This is a genomic window from Microbulbifer sediminum (assembly GCF_021729035.1).
GTDB classification, from domain to species: domain Bacteria; phylum Pseudomonadota; class Gammaproteobacteria; order Pseudomonadales; family Cellvibrionaceae; genus Microbulbifer; species Microbulbifer sediminum.
Genome location: NZ_JAJSAP010000008.1, coordinates 138,943 through 156,432, shown reverse-complemented (window position 1 = coordinate 156,432; position 17,490 = coordinate 138,943). Strand labels below are relative to the sequence as shown.

Sequence of the window (17,490 nt, the reverse complement as noted above, 5' to 3'; positions counted from 1 at the left end):
GCAAAATCCAACCAGAAACGGACAAGAAGTACGCCCCATGCCGCAAGCCGCGACCGCAACCGATAACGCCAAACATACCCCGATGATGCAGCAGTACCTGCGCATCAAGGCCCAGCACCCCCAGGAGCTGGTGTTTTACCGGATGGGGGACTTCTACGAGCTTTTCTACGATGATGCCAAGAAAGCGGCAGAGCTCCTGGATGTCACCCTGACCGCCCGCGGCAAGTCGGGCGGCGAGCCGATCCCGATGGCAGGCATCCCCTACCATTCGGCAGACGGCTACCTGGCAAGGCTGATCAAACAGGGCGTATCCGTGGCCATCTGCGAGCAGATCGGCGACCCGGCCACCAGCAAGGGCCCGGTGGAGCGCAAGGTGGTGCGCATCGTCACCCCGGGCACGGTCACCGACGAGGCCCTGCTGAATGAGCGCCGGGACAACCTGCTGGCGGCCCTGTCCCGGCTGGGGGACCGCTACGGCCTCGCCCTGCTGGACCTGGCCACCGGGCGCTTCGTGGTGCAGGAGGTAGATACGGTAGAGGCACTCGCGGAACAGGTGCAGCGCCACGCGCCCGCCGAACTGCTGGCGCCGGAGGACCTGGCGCTGCCGGCGGAAATAGAGCGCCGCGCGGGAATGCGGCGGCGCGCCCCCTGGGAGTTCGATCACGAGAACGCCCTGCGTGTACTGAACCAGCAGTTCGGCACCCTGGACCTGGAGGCATTCGGTTGCAGCCATATGCTGGCTGCCGTCACCGCCGCCGGGTGCCTGTTGCAGTATGCCCGGGACACCCAGCGTACCGAGCTACCCCATATCCGCAGCCTGCAGACAGAGACCAGCGATGACACGGTGGCGCTGGACGGTGCCAGCCGCCGCAACCTGGAAATCGACCTGAACCTGTCGGGCGGTGACGACAACACCCTGCTGTCGGTTTTCGATACCTGCAAGACCGCCATGGGCAGCCGCCTCCTGCGCCGCTGGCTGAACAACCCGCTGCGCCAGCTGACCACCCTGAACAATCGCCAGGACGCGATCGGCGCCATGCTGGAGAATTACGGCTTCGAGCCCCTGCGGGACGCCCTCAAGCCGGTGGGGGATATGGAACGCATCCTCGGGCGCCTGGCGCTGCGCTCGGCCCGCCCCCGCGACCTGGCCCGGCTGGGCCAGTCGCTGGCGCAGTTCCCGGAGATCCAGCGCCAGCTGGCGGAGATGGACACGGCCCTACTGCGCGAGCTGGGGCGCGAGATCGGCGAATGGCCGGAGACCGTGGCGCTGCTGGAGCGCGCGATTATCGAGAACCCGCCGGTGGTGATTCGCGATGGCGGCGTGATTGCCGAGGGCTACGACAGCGAGCTGGACGAGCTGCGCTCCATCAGCGAGAACGCCGGCGACTTCCTGGTCCAGCTGGAGCAGCGCGAGAAGGAGCGCACCGGTATCCCCACCCTCAAGGTGGGCTACAACCGGGTGCACGGCTACTTTATCGAGATCAGCCGCGGCCAGAGCGACAAGGCGCCGGCCGAGTATATCCGCCGCCAGACTCTCAAGAATGCCGAGCGCTTCATCACCCCCGAGCTGAAGGAGTTCGAGGACAAGGCCCTCTCGGCCAAGAGCCGCGCCCTGGCACGGGAGAAGGCGCTGTACGAGGAGCTGATCGTCAAGCTCAACGAGTCCCTGGCGGAGCTGCAGGCGGCCGCCGCCGGCGTGTCGCAGCTGGACGTCCTGGCCTGCCTGGCCGAGCGCGCCGACAACCTGCGCCTCTGCCGGCCTGCCCTCGACACCGAGCCGGGCCTGGATATCAGCGCCGGCCGCCACCCGGTGGTGGAGCAGGTGCTGGACGACCCATTTGTGGCCAATGATATCGACCTGCGCGACGACCGTCGGATGCTGGTGATTACCGGCCCCAACATGGGGGGTAAATCCACGTACATGCGCCAGACAGCCCTGATCGCCCTGCTGGCACACTGCGGCAGCTACGTGCCGGCTGATTCCGCCCGCATCGGCATGCTCGACCGCATCTTTACCCGCATCGGCAGCGCCGATGACCTGGCCGGGGGCCGTTCCACCTTTATGGTGGAGATGACCGAGACCGCCAATATCCTGCGCAATGCCAGCGAACACAGCCTGGTGCTGATGGACGAGATCGGGCGTGGCACCAGTACCTACGATGGCCTGTCGCTGGCCTGGGCCTGCGCCCACTTCCTGGCCGAGCGGGTGCGTGCCTTTACCCTGTTTGCCACCCACTATTTCGAGCTCACTGACCTGCCGGCGCGCTGTCCCGAGGCGGCTAACATCCACCTCAACGCCACCGAGCATGGCGACAGCATTGTCTTCCTGCACCGTATCCAGGAAGGACCCGCTTCCAAGAGCTACGGCCTACAGGTAGCGAAGCTCGCTGGCATCCCCGGGGAGGTGCTGGAGGAGGCCCGGCAACGCCTGCAGGCGCTGGAATCCGGCGAGCGCCCCGAACTGGCAGAATTCGAGCCAGCACCCGCCCCTGCGACGGCCCCGGAGCCCAAGTCCGGTGTGGCTGATTCCCCGGAGGCGGTATCCCCGGAGGCGGTATCCCCGGAGGCGGTATCCCCGGAGGCGGTATCCCCGGAGGCGGTATCCCCGATGCAGGCGGAGCTGTTTGGCGCTCCCAGCCACCCGGCCGTGGATGCGCTGGCCGATCTGGACCCGGATGACCTGACCCCGCGCCAGGCCCTGGAACAGCTCTACGCGCTGCGCAAATTGTTATAAGCACCCAACCAATTCGACTGAAAACCCACTACAATTCGCGCCAGTTGTTGCTAAAATCCGCAACTCACAAAATTCCGCCGGGGCCGGCGCCCCCGGAAATTGACGCTTCATCGAGGGACAAGCATGACATTCGTAATTGGGGAAAACTGCATCAAGTGCAAATACACCGACTGTGTGGAAGTCTGCCCGGTGGACTGTTTCTATGAGGGCCCCAACTTCCTGGTGATCCACCCGGACGAATGCATCGACTGCGCGCTGTGCGAGCCCGAGTGCCCCGCCAATGCCATCTTCTCTGAGGACGAAGTCCCCGACGACCAGCAGGAGTTCATCGAACTGAATGCTGAACTGGCAGAGGTGTGGCCCAATATCACCGAGAAAAAGGATCCCCTGCCGGATGCGGACGAGTGGGACGGCAAGAAAGGCAAACTGGAGCAGCTGGAACGCTAACCATTCCCTGACACTCTGCATCAACCCGCACCCAAACGGGCCGCACCAAGCGGCCCGTTTCCATTCACGCCATCCTGCCCACCATATTTCCGTACTGGAACATAATTGCTGGTGAACAGCCAAAGTTGAATCTATAACTGTTGCCCATGAGCCATCCGCGATGGCCTGAGCCCAATCGAGAGCGGCCGGCTCAAAGTGCTTAATCTCTCCCGCCACCAGAGGAGACTCACCATGTTGCGATGGGCAATAATATTTTTCGTAATTGCGATCATTGCCGCCTTCTTCGGGTTCGGCGGCGTGGCCGGTGTCGCTGCGGATGCAGCGAAAATCCTGTTCTTTATCTTCCTGGTACTGTTCGTACTGGCCCTGATTTTTGGTCGCAGACGCCCCCCCAAATGACACCATTTACTGGAGGGTCGAATCTCGGCCCTCCGGCTAACTCCAGCCCCGCACTATATAGCGACCAGCCCACCCCCCCGGTTGCAGCAGTACCCAACCTGTTTATTAACGTTGGCTTCCCTCAGCTTCTTTCGCCCGTTTTATAGACTGCCCTGCGCAGAGAAATTCTGTTTAGTCCAGAGTCACATCCAGTACTTCCAGAAAACGGTTGGCACCGGCCATAAATTCCATGACGCCCAGCGCCTCAACAATTTCCATGTCAGTGGCGCCCTCGCGCCTTGCAGCATCGACAAACTTCTCGCCGTGGTCGAACGGCGACTGATGCGCCCGGTGGGCCAATGCGAGCAGTGCATGCTCCTTGGATGACAGGTGGGCGTGATCCGGGTCCAGCCGGATTTTCAGGATCTCGTGCGGATTCACTTCTCGCTCCTGCAGGAGTTCGCTGTACCGCGCTATACCGTATTCATTGCGGTTATCCGCAGACACCACCAGTGCGATACTCTCTTTTAGCCGGACCGACAGGCACCCATGCATCATCAGGACCTTGAAGCGCTCCCAGTTCAGGCGCAGAATTTCCGGGTGATTGGCATAGGCTCGAAACATATTGGGAATCGAACCCAGCTCATCCTCGATCTCCGCAAAGACCTGTTCCACCATTTCGTCAGCAGGCCTCTGCACCAGGGGTATGCGGCTCATAGTCCATCTCCCAAAGCGTCATGAATAGCCGGTCAGGAATCACTCAAGGCTTCCCGCCTGGCCGCAATGCTGTATATAATCCCAGCATGAGGAAGATCATCCATTGCGACTGCGACTGCTTCTACGCCTCTGTAGAAATGCGGGACGATCCCAATTTGCGCGGGAAGCCCCTGGCGGTGGGAGGCGCCAGTGATCGTCGCGGGGTGATTTCCACTTGCAATTACGAGGCACGGAGTTATGGAGTCCGCTCCGCCATGCCCTCTTCACAGGCAAAAAAGCTGTGCCCTGACCTCATTGTAGTACCCGGCAATATGAAAAAATATCGGGAGGTCAGCGCCCAGATACGGGAAATTTTCTCAGATTACAGCGACGCCATAGAACCGCTGTCGCTGGATGAAGCCTATCTTGACGTTACTGAGAGTGACCATTGCCAGGGCAGCGCCACCCTGATTGCCCGTGAAATCCGCCAAAGGGTGGAATCTTCCCTCCATATCACTATCTCGGCCGGGGTGGCCCCCAACAAGTTCCTGGCCAAAATAGCCAGCGACTGGCAAAAACCCAATGGCCTGACCGTCATTACGCCCGATCAGGTGGATGAGTTCGTCCTGCGGCTGCCTGTGGGGAAGATCCACGGCGTGGGGCGGGTCACTGCGGAAAAAATGCATCGCCGAGGGATCCGTACCTGTGCCGACCTGCGTAACTACTCGCGAATCGAGCTCAGCCAGTTGTTCGGCAAGTTTGGCAGCCGACTCCACGACCTCTGCCGCGGCATCGACGACCGTCCGGTGCAGAGCGATGGTTCCCGCAAGAGTGTGAGTGTGGAGCGCACCTTCAATGAGGACCTGCCCACACTGGATGACTGGCAGCAACAGCTGTCCGAACTCTACATCAGGTTACTGGAACGGCTGGAGAAACTGGATGACCGTTACGAAATCAGTGGCGCAGGGGTAAAGGTCAAATACAGCGATTTCTCCACCATGACCCAGGAGCGGTCAAGCCAGAAAGCCCGCGCTACCGAGTTCCGTCACCTGCTCCAGCAATGCTGGGACAAACGTGCCGAACCCATTCGCCTGCTGGGGCTCGGGGTCAAACTGAGGGATTTACGTGCCGAGATGGGGCCGGAGCAACTCTGGCTACCATTGAAATACCGCAACCGCCAGGTATCAAATTCCTGACCCGCCACTGTAAACCGGTCGGCACGTACCAGTCAGTAAATCTGGCGTGGCCGGTGTCTATAGAACCAGAGCTTTTCGGCCAGCCAACTATACTCACCCATGGCAGGAGGCGGGAACGCCCCATGAAAAGAGTGCTACCCAGTGCCATGGTCGGCTGGTTCCTTTCCTATGCCCGCCGGCTCGAGCACCCACACCTGTTCAAGTGGATATGCGCTATATTCCTCGTGGACCTGTTTGTTCCCGATTTCCTGCCGTTCGTCGATGAGCTAATCCTCGGATTAGCCGCAGTATATCTTGGCAGCCGCAGGAAACGGCGCCTCGATGACTTACCCCGCAACAACACCGACGGGGATAACAGCGATAAACGTCAGCATTCTTTCGCACAGCATTCACAGCGAAAAGACGACGGGCACCGATGACGGTTTCCGGCCGCTAGCGCGGCTGGCCCAGGCTCGTACCGCAGTTTGATTGAGCGGATTTGGGAAGCGCATGGAGGCGCGACAACTTGTCCAGCAAACACTACCAGCACCTGAATGACGAGGCGCTACTCGAGTTTTATCACTCGACTCGCAACCTTGCGGCATTCCGCCACCTTTACACTCGCTATAAGGATTCGCTTTATCGTTACTGTGCCCAGATGAACTTCACCTGCACCAATCGCGTGCTCGAGGAACTCTGGACCAACCTGCTCGAACACCCTCCGGTCTTGCAGGGACGACTACTGCGCAGCTGGCTCTTTATCCGTATCAACAAGTTACTGCGCCGGCACCTGGAAGAACCTGCGGAGGCGGGCACTGGCCGCCCTGAGCACCAGCAGCAGGGAGAGCCGCTACTGGAGGCAATCCAGCAACTGCCGCGCAGTCAACGAAACATACTCTTGCTCCATATGGAGTGCCGACTGCCCCTGGCCACAATCGCGGATATCGAGGGCATCTCGCTGAAGCGTTGTCGTGATCAGTATCACCAGGGCAAGGAACAGTTGAGGGAGATTTTGCATGGACCTCGGCGGCAGCCGTGGCGGATCGTGGAGGTGACTGTATGAGTGTCTGGGAGAGTCAATACCGGCAGGCAGCAAGCCAACTTGTTTCCCCGGAACATCTGGATGAGCGGATTATGCAGCAGGCCCGCCAGTACAAGCCGGCTCCCCGCACCAATCGCCTGGCTTCTGGCGCCGCCGGTAGCTTCGCCGCTGTGGCAGTCATGGTCTTGCTGATTCATCCGGCTCAGTACCTTGGAGCTCTCACTCCCGGGGGCACTCAGAACAGCGGCCCAAATCCCCTGGAGAACTGGCAACCACAGCCCTCGTCGGTCGGCGTGCAGCGGGACCAGTGGTTCGGGCTGCGCAGCGAGGTGCGGGCCGGGAATTACGTATCCCTGTGCGACCACTGGCGAAGAGAGCAGCGGGGTATCACAGACTCACCTCTCCCCCGGGATCTCGCCCGAAAAGCACGGCAGCATTGCCGCCTGCTTCCAAAACCCTGAACACGATGCCGGTTACTGCGAGACCAGCCAATCCTGGCCAGGATACCCGGGCTTTCGCTGCACAGTGACAGGTCTTCGACAGGTCTTCAGGAGATTGTGAGGATCACTTTGCCCCGGGCGCGCCGCTCGGTAATAGCTGCAAATGCCTCCCGGAATTCCTCAAGGGAATAGATTTCGGTCGCCATGGGATTCAGCTGCCCTTCCTCAACCATTTGAAGCAACTCGGCAAAATTCTGCAGGTTAGCGGCCGGGTCCCGCTGTGCCCAGCTGCCCCAGAATATGCCCATTATGTCCCCGGCCTTGAGCAGGGGCAGGTTCAGGGGGAGGTGGGGTATATCCCCGGAAGCAAAACCGATCACCAGGTAGCGGCCACACCAGCCGATGGATCGATAAGCCTGTTCGGTATAGTCCCCGCCGACCGGATCAAAAATAACATCGGCTCCCCGGCCGTCGGTCAACTCCCTGATACGGCCCTTCAGGTCCTCCTGACTGTAATCAACCAGTTCATCGGCGCCCGCCTCACGACAGAACTCGAGTTTGCGGGCACTCGAGGCACAGGCAATCACCCGGGCTCCCAACGCCTTGCCCAGCTGGATCGCAGTCACCCCCACTCCACCGGCCGCCCCCAGGACCACCAGTGTTTCACCGGGCTGCAGCGCAGCGCGCTGTTTCAGGGCATAGTATGAAGTGGCATAGGTAATACAGAAACCGGCCGCCTGCTCAAAACTCAGGCTTTCCGGCATAGGCACCAGCAGGTTCTGGTCTACAGTGACTTGCTCGGCAAATGCGGACATTCCCGGCATCGCGATCACCTTGTCACCCACACGAAACCGTTTCACCTTACTGCCAACCGCACTCACCACCCCTGCGCATTCCCCACCGGGGATAAACGGCAGGGGCGGCTTGACCTGGTACTTTCCGGCAATGACGAGAACGTCGGGAAAGTTCAGACCCGCAGCACGTACCTCTATCCGCACCTCGGTTTCCCGGGGAACGGGAGCATCGTGATCTTCGATCACCAGCGTATCAACCGGCCCGTATTCCCTACATATCAGTGCGCGCATCAGGCAAACCTCATCAATTCACAATATTTAGACACCGGCAAAGTGGTCGTGTTCTGTCTTAACAGGCCGGCCAGTTATGCCATCTCGATCTCGAGTGCCTCAGCAGCCTTTTGTACGAACTTGAAGGTCTGGCTAAAACCGCCGACCAGTTCCTGCTGACCGGTCTCATCTCCAATCTGTTTCAACGACTGGAGAACGTTTTCCCCGCTCTGTTCATCCGGCGCCAGGTAAATACCCTCGGTCTCTACAATCCGCGTCCGGGCAAAGCCCCCTGCCCCCGCACACAGAATGGTGCGGTTGGGCGCCTCCGCAGCAACCAGTGCCACCAGGCCGGCGGTGACCGATTCCGGCCTCATCAGGTCGAGCACGCGGGGGTCCTGGATCAGGTCCTCGGTCATACGGGTGGCAGCGGTGGGGGAGAGACAGTTGATCCGGATACCGTATTTCTCACCCTCCAGGCACAGGGTATTCATCAGGCCAACCAGGGCGGTCTTGGCGGCCCCATAGTTCGATTGACCGAAATTCCCGTACAAACCGGACGAGGATGTTGTCATCACAACTCTGCCATAAGCCTGATCGCGCATTGGCGACCAGACTGCCTTGGTGCAATTCACTGCACCCATCAGGTGCACGTCGATCACCTTGCGAAAATCCTCGATCTCCATGTTGGCGAAAGACTTGTCACGCAGGATACCGGCATTGTTGACCAGTATATCCACACGGCCCCATTTGCCGATGGCCTCGGCAACCATATCCTGCACTTGGGCAAAATCACAGACATTAGTCCCGCTGGCGAAGGCCTCCCCCCCGGCGGCCACAATTTCCGCCGCCACCTCTTCGGCCGCTCCCGGTGAAGCACCGGTGCCATCGCGGGCACCGCCCAAATCGTTAACCAGCACCCTCGCCCCACGCCGGGCCAACTCCAGGGCATGGGAGCGCCCCAGGCCATTGCCGGCCCCGGTAACGATGGCTACCTGGCTGTCAAAGCGGATGGTCATTGGCGCTCTCCCTGCATTACTCCGGTAAACTGCATGATCAGCCATTCGGCAATCAACGCCGGCTTTTCCTCGCCCTCGATTTCCATGGTCATCTCTAGCTTGACCTGATACCGGCCGCCCCCCCTGTCGACAACATCAAGCACCCGGGCCTGAACGCGTACTCGCTGGTCGACCTTAACCGGGTTGATAAATCTCACCCGATCAAGGCCATAGTTCACAGCCATTTCCACCCCCGCAATACCAACCCGAAGTTGCCCGGCAAAATGGGACAACAGTGACAAGGTGAGGAATCCATGGGCAATGGTGGAACCGAAGGGACTTTGGCCTGCCGCTTCCGGGTCCACATGAATAAACTGGTGGTCACCGGTACAGTCAGCGAAAGCATTGATTCGCGACTGGTCAATGGTCAGCCAGTCAGTGGGCTCAGTGGTATGGCCAATATATTGTTGCAGTTCATCACGCGGGATAGCCGTGGACATGGGCGGCTCCTTATTGTCTCTTATCCAGGGTCACCTAATCGGACCAGTGAGCACTCTATCAATAGGCGGAAACCCCGCCATCCACTGCCAGCGCCTGGCCGGTGACGTAAGTCAGCTTCGGGGACAGTAGCATCAACATGGCGCTGACCACCTCCTCCGGTTCGGCCAGGCGCTTCATCGGGCACCCGGCGGCCAGGAAGGCCTGGAAATCCTGGGTGCTCACCCCCTCGGGAGTTTCGATATCTGTGACCATTGGTGTCAGTGTGAAGAAGGGACAGACCGCATTGACGCGAATGCCGTGACTGGCATTTTCGATGGCCGCAGTTTTGGTCAGGCCGATAACGGCGTGCTTTGCTGCGGCATAGGAGGCGATCTTTGGCGCACCGCCCAATCCCGCCATGGACGAGACATTCAGCACGGTACCGGATTGCTGCTGTTTCATCACCGGCAGCTGGTGCTTCATGCCGAAGAATACCCCCTTCTGGTTGATGCTGTATTGGCGGTCCATTTCCTCTTCACTGGTCTTTTCCACCGACATCATTGGCGGTGCCACGCCGGCATTGTTAATCGCAATATCCAGCCGACCGAACGCTTCACGGGCAGCATTTACCAGCGCAATGCAATCATCTTCCTGCGATACATCACAACGGCGGGCCCGCACTTCAATCCCGGCATTGCCAAGCTCATCCACAAGCGCCATCAGGGCCGCGTCGTTGATATCACCCAGGACCAGGTGCGCACCCCGCGCGCCGAGCTCCCGGGCCAGCAGGGCGCCGAAGCCACTGGCGGCACCAGTCACCAGGGCTACCCGGTCTGAGAAATCGAGTATTGGGTCCCGTGTCATATCAGATCCCCCCGCAGGAAGTCATACCGCCATCAACCACCACACACTCACCGGTGGTGTAGCTGGACGCATCGGATACCAGGTACAGCACTGTGCCGGCCATTTCATCCGGCTCAGCATGGCGATGCATCGGAATGTGGCCGATAGCCGTCTTGTAAATGTCTTCGTGTGCAAACAGGGCACCGGCGAACTTCGTCTTGGTCAGGCCCGGTAAAAGGGCGTTGACGCGAATATTGAACTGGGCACATTCCTTGGCAAAAGCCTTGGTCATGTTGACCACTGCAGCCTTGGTGATGGAGTAAATGCCCTGCCCGACGCCCGGCTGCAGCGCGTTAATCGAGGCAGTGTTCACGATTACGCCACCGCCCTGCTCACGCATTAACTTACCGGCCTCCACCGACATGAAGAAGTAACCGCGGATGTTTACGTCAACGGTCTTCTGGAAAGCGCTGAGGTCTGTATCGAGAATATGGCCGAAATAGGGGTTGGTGGCGGCATTATTGACAAGGATGTCCAGGCGACCGAACCTATCGCGAATCTCGCCAAAAACCCGTTCGATATCCTCCATACTGCCGATATGGCAGGGCATTGCCTCGGCCTTGCCGCCGGCATCGACGATAGCATCCGCTACCGCCTTGCAGCCTTCCAGCTTTCGGCTTGAAACCAGGACGTGGGCGCCCTGCTCCGCCAGCAGCCTGGCGATGGATTCACCGATGCCGCGACTGGCCCCGGTCACCAGGGCAATCTTTCCAGTCAGTTCAAACAGGTTTGTGGACATTTTTTCTTCTCCGTATTCTTTTCCTGTCAGTATTCTTTTTCGATCACGTCCAGCGCGAACCGGGCCACCGGGTCCACCAGGGCACCCATTTTGGCTGCGCTCCTGCTGGAGGCGTTACCCTGCTGGGCACGCTTGGCCACCCCCTGGATAATCGCCGCCAGTCGGAAAAAACTGAACGCAAGGTAAAAAGCCCAGTTGTCAATTTTCCTAATTCCCATGCGCTCGCAGTAAGCGGCGATATAGTCGGCCTCCGAGGGAATGGCCAGGGCCTGGCGGTCCACTCCCATCAGGCCAGACATCTTCTCGCCGCTGGCAGGCATCCGCAGCTGCATGCACTGGTAGGCAAGGTCTGCAAACGGGTGACCGAGAGTGGACAGTTCCCAGTCAAGTACGGCGATAGCTCGCGGCTGCAGCGGATGGAACACGATATTGTCGAGTCGGTAATCCCCGTGTACCAGGGCCACGCGACCGTCATCAGGCGGCAGGTGCCCGGCAAGCCAGTCAATCAGGGCATCCATGGACGCGATAGTGTCGATTTCAGAAGCCCGGTACTGGCCGCTCCAACGCTCGAACTGGCGCTGGAAATAGTTGCCCGGTTTCCCGTAATCCCCGAGGCCCACGGCTTCGATGTCGACACTGTGCAGGGCAGCCAACACCCGGTTCATCTCATCGTAGAGGCCGGCGCGCTCATTGTTGTCAACCTCCGGCACCGCAGCGTCCCAGAAAATGCGACCCTCGCAGAATTCCATGATGTAAAACAGGGAGCCGATCACCTCCCGGTCTTCACACAGGTGGAGCACCTGCGGTACCGGCACATCGGTATCGTGCAGTGCCCGCATCACGCGAAATTCCCGATCCACTGCATGGGCGGACTTCAGCAGCTTGCCCGGTGGCTGGCGCCGTAACACCCAGGTGCCTGACGTCGTCTCCAGCTTGAAGGTGGGATTGGATTGGCCCCCGGAAAATTTTGTCGCCTTCAGTGGCCCGGAAACTCCCGGGATCTTCCCGGCCAGGTACTTCTCCAACGTTGCCAGTGGCAGCTGATCTATCGACTGGTTGCTCTGCAATGTCTTGGTCTCTTCCATCGAGTTCTCCCGGGCCTTGACCCGGCCCCGTACCTTGTACCTTTGTCGCGGTCTTGTTGTGCTACTCGGCGCCGTAGCGTGCAGCCAGGTTGCGGCCCAACTGCATCATATGCACCTGGTCAGGACCGTCCGCAAGCCGGATAGTGCGGGCATAGGCATAGGCATGCCCCAGCACCAGGTCCTGGCCAAGCCCCGCAGCACCGTGGATCTGTATCGCGCGATCAATTACGTTACAGGCCATCTGTGGTGCGACAATCTTGATCATGGCGATCAGCTCCTTGGCCGCCTTGTTCCCAAACCGGTCCATCTGGTCAGCCGCTTTCAGGGTCAGTAGCCGGGCTTGCTCGATCTCACACGCAGACCTGGCAATATCCTCCCGCACTGATCCCTGCTTGCTCATCGGGCGCCCGAAAACCACACGCTGCTCGGCGCGCCGGGCCATCATTTCCAGTGCGCGCTGGGCCATCCCGATAAGGCGCATGCAGTGATGGATACGGCCCGGGCCCAGCCGCCCCTGGGCGATTTCAAAACCACGCCCCTCACCGAGTATGACGCTGGATGCCGGCACACGCACATTGTCAAAGACCACCTCGGCATGTCCTTCCGGGGCATCGTCGTAGCCGAAAACCGTCATTGGCCGGATGATTTTGACTCCCGGGGTATCGGTGGGAACAAGGATTTGTGATTGCTGCCGGTAACGGTCCGCACTATTGGGATCCGTCTTTCCCATCACGATCATGATCTTGCAACGGGCATTCATCAGGCCGCTGATGTAGAACTTGTGGCCATTGATTACGTAGTCATCCCCATCGCGCACGATCGAGGTTTCTATGTTGGTGGCATCTGAAGAGGCCACCGCTGGCTCGGTCATGGCAAATGCGGAACGGATCTCCCCGTCCAGCAATGGCTGCAACCACTGCGCCTGCTGCTCGGGAGTCCCATACTTGGCCAGCACCTCCATATTACCGGTATCCGGCGCGCTGCAGTTGAACACTTCAGAGGCCCACAGGACCCGCCCCATCTCCTCCGCCAGCGGCGCATATTCCAGGTTGGTCAGCCCTGCGCCAAAGTGGGGGTCTGGCAGGAACAGATTCCACAGCTCCTTCTCCCGCGCCTTTTGCTTCAGCTCCGCCAGGATTGCGGGCTCATCCCAGCGGTCCTTTTGCAATTGCTGCAGGAACTCTGGCTCTGCAGGGAGAATATTTGCCTGCATAAAATCCAGCAGCCGCTCCCGCAGCGCCTTGACCTTGTCGGAATACTCGAAATGCATCTTGGCTCCCCTGTTTTTTTTGTTGCCCCGCAAACGGCCGTCAGCTGTAGGTAATGAATTCCCGCCTCTCGCGGTGCTCCAGGTGCGGAATATGGTTGAAACTGTGCAGGCTGATATTGTCAGGACTGGCGAAAAAGTGGCTGACGGCGGTGTTGCGAATCTGCATGTTGAGCTTGATTACCGCTTCTGGCCCGGCCTCCATGACCGTACGTACCATCATCGCAATGGCACCTCCGGAACTGACCACCAGGGTGCGGCTGCCACGCGGGCTGTCCGCCAGGATGGCCAGTGCCTCACTTACCCGCTGCTCGAACTCCACCCAGGTTTCTCCGGGGTGGATGTCCGCACGGATCCAGGCGCGCATTGCCTTTTTGAGGAAGCGGTAGTAATCACTGCGGCCGGCTCCGGTCCCGGGCACTGCTCCAGGGTCCAGCTCCCCATAGGTGTGCATCACAGCCTGAAAGTCGAATTCGTTCAGTTGCGACAATACCTCTACGCGCGAGTGGTCCAGGCCCGCGCCCTCACAGATGCCCCGGGCGGTTTCACGGTGGCGCAGCAGGTCACCGCACAGAATCCGGTCAAACCCCGCCCCCAGGTCCATCCAGTGCTCCCCCAGCCAGCGCGCCTGGCGCCAGCCCAGCTCCGAGAGCTTGTCGTAGTCAGCGGCGCCGAACGAGGCCTGCCCGTGGCGCACGGTAAAGAACTCAGCCAATGGTGGTTCCCCCTGCTTGCAAGGTTCCAACTTAGCGGCCGACATTGAATCATCAAAGTTTATTATGCGAATATCTGTTCATTCACAGGATTAATCATGCGTCCTGTACTTCTCACCAGACAGGCAAGGCACCTCATGCAGCTCAAGCAGATGGATATGAACCTCTTTCTGGTACTGGACGCCATTTACAGCCAGCGGAACCTCACAAGGGCCGCAGAACAGCTGCATATCACCCAGCCTGCCGTGAGCAATGCGCTCGCCCGGCTGCGCCGGAGCCTGGATGACCCACTGTTCATCCGCACACCCAGCGGGATGAGCCCCACCCCCCTGACCGAGAACATCATGCCGCAGGTGCAACAGGCTCTGTCACTGCTAGGGCGCAGCCTGAACCAGCAGGAACACTTCGATCCTGCCAGTGCCAGCAGGACCCTGCGGCTGTCAATGAACGATATGGCTGAAACGCTGCTGTTACCGCGGCTGCTAGAACGGCTCCAGGAACGGGCACCGGGGATTTCAGTGGAATCCTACTACGTACCGAGGGACCAGCTGGTCAAGGAGCTGGCCGCCAATACACTGGATTTCGGCGTCGATGTACCGCTGATTTCCGCCTCGCAGCTCCACCAGCAGCGCCTCAGTAACGATCGCTACCTGTGCATGTTACGGAGTGATCACCCACTGGCGGACCAGGACAGCCTGACCCTGGAGCAGTACCTGCAGCTGGAGCATGTGCATGTTTCCAGCCGCCGCAGCGGGCCGGGCCTGGTGGATATTGCCCTGAACAAACTGGGACGGCGCCGCAACATCCGCCTCCGCGTCCAGCACTACCGGGTCGCTCCGGCGGTAGTTATGCGCACCGACCTGGCGCTCACAGTGCCAGCCATCCTCGCTAACCAGTACCCCGGCCGTATTTTTGAGCTCCCCTTCCAGGTACCGCAGATGGACTGGCACTTGCTGTGGCACAAGAATCAGCACGAGGATCCCGCCTGCCGCTGGCTGCGGGAACAGTTGGTTGAACTCTTCAAGACCTGACCCCCGTCGCTCCGGCACTCCCCCTTCTTCACCCCCGGTCGCGGGGCGGCACGGCATTGATGCCAAAGATTTCGGCTGAATCGGTCACTGCCGGACCATTTTCGCACTGATATTCTGCAGACAAATACCGGGGAAGCTGGAGCGGACCTGAATGATCACGCTTCCGCAGGAAAAGTGACCCCGGGGTCAAAAGAAGAGTAACGAGAGAGATTTGCCATGTCACAGACCTACCCTCACCTGCTCGCCCCGCTGGACCTGGGATTTACCCAGCTGAAAAACCGGGTACTGATGGGCTCCATGCATACCAACCTGGAAGAGCACCCGGGAGGATTCGACCGGCTGGCAGCCTTTTACGCCGAGCGCGCCCGCGGTGGCGTGGGCCTGATCGTTACCGGGGGCATCGGCCCCAACGAGGAAGGCTGCGTCTTCCAGGGCGCGGCCAAGATGACCACTGCTGAAGAGGCCCAGCAGCACCAGGCAATCACTTCCGCTGTACATAATGAAGGTGGCAAGATCTGTATGCAGATCCTGCACACTGGCCGCTACGCCTATAACCCGAACCTGGTAGCACCCTCGGCGGTCCAGGCGCCGATTAATCCCTTTACCCCGCGCGAGCTGAGCGACGAGGAGATCGAGGGCCAGATCGATGACTATGTGCGCTGTGCCACCCTCGCCCGCGAAGCCGGCTACGACGGTGTGGAGGTGATGGGCTCGGAAGGCTATTTCATCAACCAGTTTATCGTCTCCCGCACCAACAAGCGGTCTGACCGCTGGGGAGGGAGCTTCGAGAACCGTATCCGGTTGCCCCTGGAAATCGTGCGCCGAATCCGTGCGGCTGTGGGTGAGGATTTCATAATCATCTACCGCCTGTCGATGCTCGACCTGGTAGAGGATGGCAGCACTTTTGAAGAAGTGGTGACCCTGGGCCAGGCTATTGAGAAGGCCGGTGCCAACATCATCAACACCGGTATCGGCTGGCACGAGGCTCGCGTGCCCACTATCGCCACCAGCGTCCCACGAGCCGCGTTCACCGAAATCACCGCACGTGTGAAGGAGCACCTCACTGTGCCGGTGATTACCAGCAACCGAATCAATATGCCCGCGGTGGCGGAATCAGTACTGGCCGAGGGCCACGCGGATATGGTTTCCATGGCCCGCCCGTTCCTCGCCGACCCGGAGTTTGTGGACAAAGCGGCCCAGGATCGGGCGGACGAGATCAATACCTGTATCGGCTGCAACCAGGCCTGCCTGGACCACACCTTCGAGATGAAACTGACTTCCTGCCTGGTCAATCCGCGCGCCTGTCACGAGACCGAGCTCAATTACATCCCGGCGACAGTCGCGAAAAAAATCGCCGTCGTGGGTGCCGGCCCGGCCGGACTTGCAGCAGCCACTGTTGCGGCCGAACGTGGCCACGACGTTACCCTGTTCGAAGCCGATTCCCGAATCGGTGGCCAGTTTAATGTGGCCAAGCGTATTCCCGGCAAAGCGGAATTCGAGGAAACCCTGCGTTACTTTGGCCGCAAACTGGAACTGACCGGAGTGCGTGTAGAGCTGAACCACCGCGTGACTGCGGAAGAGCTACAGGGCTTCGATGAGGTAATTATCGCCACTGGCATCAATCCCCGAACGCCACCAATTCCCGGGGTTGAAAGCGAAAAAGTACTCGGATACCTGGATGTGCTTAAGCACCGCAAGCCGGTGGGCGAAAAGGTGGCAATCATCGGCGCTGGTGGAATTGGCTTTGACGTGGCTGAATACCTGACCCATGAGGTCGATGAGAGCAAAGAACTGATCGCCAGTGATAAGAATGAGTTTTTCGCCGAGTGGGGTGTGGATATCCACCTGGACAACCGCGCCGGCCTCAAGCCCGCCGATTCGGTTGCCTCGCCACGCAAGGTCTACCTGCTACAGCGCAAGACCTCCAAAGTGGGCAAGGGACTGGGCAAGACTACTGGCTGGATCCACCGCACAAGCCTCAAGCACCGCCAGGTGGAAATGCTGCCCGGCGTCAGCTACGAGAAAATAGACGAGCAGGGCCTGCACATCCGCACGGGCGAGGAAAGCAGACTGCTGGAAGTGGACAACATCATTGTCTGCGCCGGGCAGGAGCCGGCACGGGAACTGCACGACTCCCTCACCGCGCTGGGTATCAATTCCCACCTGATCGGCGGCGCCGACGAGGCGGCAGAGCTTGATGCCAAGCGCGCCATCGACCAGGGTTCACGCCTGGCGGCCAACCTCTGATTCCGGCACAAAACAGACCGTGACGCCACCGGCGTCACGGTCGTCCCCCAC

General features: G+C 60.0%; 17 protein-coding genes. 8 read left to right on the top strand and 9 right to left on the bottom strand.

Annotated features, from left to right (window positions below):
* Positions 1 to 37: 37 nt before the first annotated feature.
* The 3 genes from mutS (at position 38) to LVD11_RS14415 (ending at position 3,580) form a co-directional block, all read left to right on the top strand.
* A complete protein-coding gene (mutS, locus tag LVD11_RS14425; RefSeq protein WP_237060172.1) occupies positions 38 to 2,734 on the top strand; it encodes a DNA mismatch repair protein MutS in 2,697 nt (898 codons plus the stop codon).
* Positions 2,735 to 2,857: 123 nt separating this feature from the next.
* On the top strand, positions 2,858 to 3,181 hold the full coding sequence (fdxA, locus tag LVD11_RS14420) for a ferredoxin FdxA (protein ID WP_237060170.1): 324 nt from the start codon (positions 2,858 to 2,860) through the stop codon (positions 3,179 to 3,181).
* Between the two features lie 231 nt (positions 3,182 to 3,412).
* Positions 3,413 to 3,580, top strand: coding sequence for a DUF1328 family protein (locus LVD11_RS14415; protein WP_237060168.1), 168 nt, complete (start codon positions 3,413 to 3,415; stop codon positions 3,578 to 3,580).
* Between the two features lie 171 nt (positions 3,581 to 3,751).
* On the opposite strand, the gene LVD11_RS14410 is transcribed toward LVD11_RS14415, so the two are convergent.
* Positions 3,752 to 4,276: a carboxymuconolactone decarboxylase family protein gene (locus tag LVD11_RS14410; RefSeq protein ID WP_237060166.1), complete on the bottom strand. Its 525-nt coding sequence runs from the start codon at positions 4,274 to 4,276 to the stop codon at positions 3,752 to 3,754.
* Positions 4,277 to 4,296: 20 nt separating this feature from the next.
* On the opposite strand from LVD11_RS14410, the gene dinB reads away from it, so the two are divergent.
* The 3 genes from dinB (at position 4,297) to LVD11_RS14395 (ending at position 6,493) form a co-directional block, all read left to right on the top strand.
* A complete protein-coding gene (gene dinB, locus LVD11_RS14405; RefSeq protein WP_369413325.1) occupies positions 4,297 to 5,451 on the top strand; it encodes a DNA polymerase IV in 1,155 nt (384 codons plus the stop codon).
* 122 nt (positions 5,452 to 5,573) lie between these two features.
* Positions 5,574 to 5,870, top strand: a complete 297-nt coding sequence (locus tag LVD11_RS14400; RefSeq protein WP_237060164.1) for a DUF6116 family protein — start codon at positions 5,574 to 5,576, stop codon at positions 5,868 to 5,870.
* 86 nt (positions 5,871 to 5,956) lie between these two features.
* Positions 5,957 to 6,493 carry an RNA polymerase sigma factor gene (locus LVD11_RS14395; protein WP_237060162.1) on the top strand — a complete coding sequence of 179 codons (537 nt, stop codon included), beginning with the start codon at positions 5,957 to 5,959 and terminating at the stop codon, positions 6,491 to 6,493.
* A 526-nt stretch (positions 6,494 to 7,019) separates the two neighbouring features.
* Here LVD11_RS14395 and LVD11_RS14390 read toward each other — a convergent pair.
* The 8 genes from LVD11_RS14390 to LVD11_RS14355 all read right to left on the bottom strand — a co-directional run bounded on the left by LVD11_RS14390 (position 7,020) and on the right by LVD11_RS14355 (position 14,163).
* Positions 7,020 to 7,997: an NADPH:quinone oxidoreductase family protein gene (locus tag LVD11_RS14390; protein ID WP_237060161.1), complete on the bottom strand. Its 978-nt coding sequence runs from the start codon at positions 7,995 to 7,997 to the stop codon at positions 7,020 to 7,022.
* 74 nt (positions 7,998 to 8,071) lie between these two features.
* The gene (locus tag LVD11_RS14385) at positions 8,072 to 8,995 is read right to left on the bottom strand and encodes an SDR family NAD(P)-dependent oxidoreductase (protein ID WP_237060159.1); all 924 of its coding nucleotides are present in this window, start codon (positions 8,993 to 8,995) and stop codon (positions 8,072 to 8,074) included.
* Complete coding sequence (locus LVD11_RS14380; RefSeq protein ID WP_237060158.1) at positions 8,992 to 9,474, bottom strand: MaoC family dehydratase; 483 nt, start codon at positions 9,472 to 9,474, stop codon at positions 8,992 to 8,994. The genes LVD11_RS14385 and LVD11_RS14380 overlap by 4 nt, the downstream gene beginning before the upstream one ends.
* Positions 9,475 to 9,532: 58 nt before the next feature.
* Positions 9,533 to 10,318, bottom strand: coding sequence for an SDR family NAD(P)-dependent oxidoreductase (locus LVD11_RS14375; RefSeq protein WP_237060157.1), 786 nt, complete (start codon positions 10,316 to 10,318; stop codon positions 9,533 to 9,535).
* A gap of 1 nt (position 10,319) precedes the next feature.
* On the bottom strand, positions 10,320 to 11,096 hold the full coding sequence (locus LVD11_RS14370) for an SDR family oxidoreductase (RefSeq protein WP_237060156.1): 777 nt from the start codon (positions 11,094 to 11,096) through the stop codon (positions 10,320 to 10,322).
* 26 nt (positions 11,097 to 11,122) lie between these two features.
* On the bottom strand, positions 11,123 to 12,181 hold the full coding sequence (locus LVD11_RS14365) for a phosphotransferase (RefSeq protein ID WP_237060155.1): 1,059 nt from the start codon (positions 12,179 to 12,181) through the stop codon (positions 11,123 to 11,125).
* Positions 12,182 to 12,242: 61 nt separating this feature from the next.
* Complete coding sequence (locus LVD11_RS14360) at positions 12,243 to 13,451, bottom strand: acyl-CoA dehydrogenase family protein (protein ID WP_237060154.1); 1,209 nt, start codon at positions 13,449 to 13,451, stop codon at positions 12,243 to 12,245.
* Positions 13,452 to 13,491: 40 nt separating this feature from the next.
* Positions 13,492 to 14,163, bottom strand: a complete 672-nt coding sequence (locus LVD11_RS14355; protein ID WP_237060153.1) for a histidine phosphatase family protein — start codon at positions 14,161 to 14,163, stop codon at positions 13,492 to 13,494.
* 96 nt (positions 14,164 to 14,259) lie between these two features.
* On the opposite strand from LVD11_RS14355, the gene LVD11_RS14350 reads away from it, so the two are divergent.
* Both LVD11_RS14350 and LVD11_RS14345 read left to right on the top strand, forming a co-directional pair.
* On the top strand, positions 14,260 to 15,192 hold the full coding sequence (locus LVD11_RS14350) for a LysR family transcriptional regulator (protein WP_237060152.1): 933 nt from the start codon (positions 14,260 to 14,262) through the stop codon (positions 15,190 to 15,192).
* Positions 15,193 to 15,408: 216 nt separating this feature from the next.
* A complete protein-coding gene (locus LVD11_RS14345; protein WP_237060150.1) occupies positions 15,409 to 17,439 on the top strand; it encodes an NADPH-dependent 2,4-dienoyl-CoA reductase in 2,031 nt (676 codons plus the stop codon).
* Positions 17,440 to 17,490 lie beyond the last annotated feature (51 nt).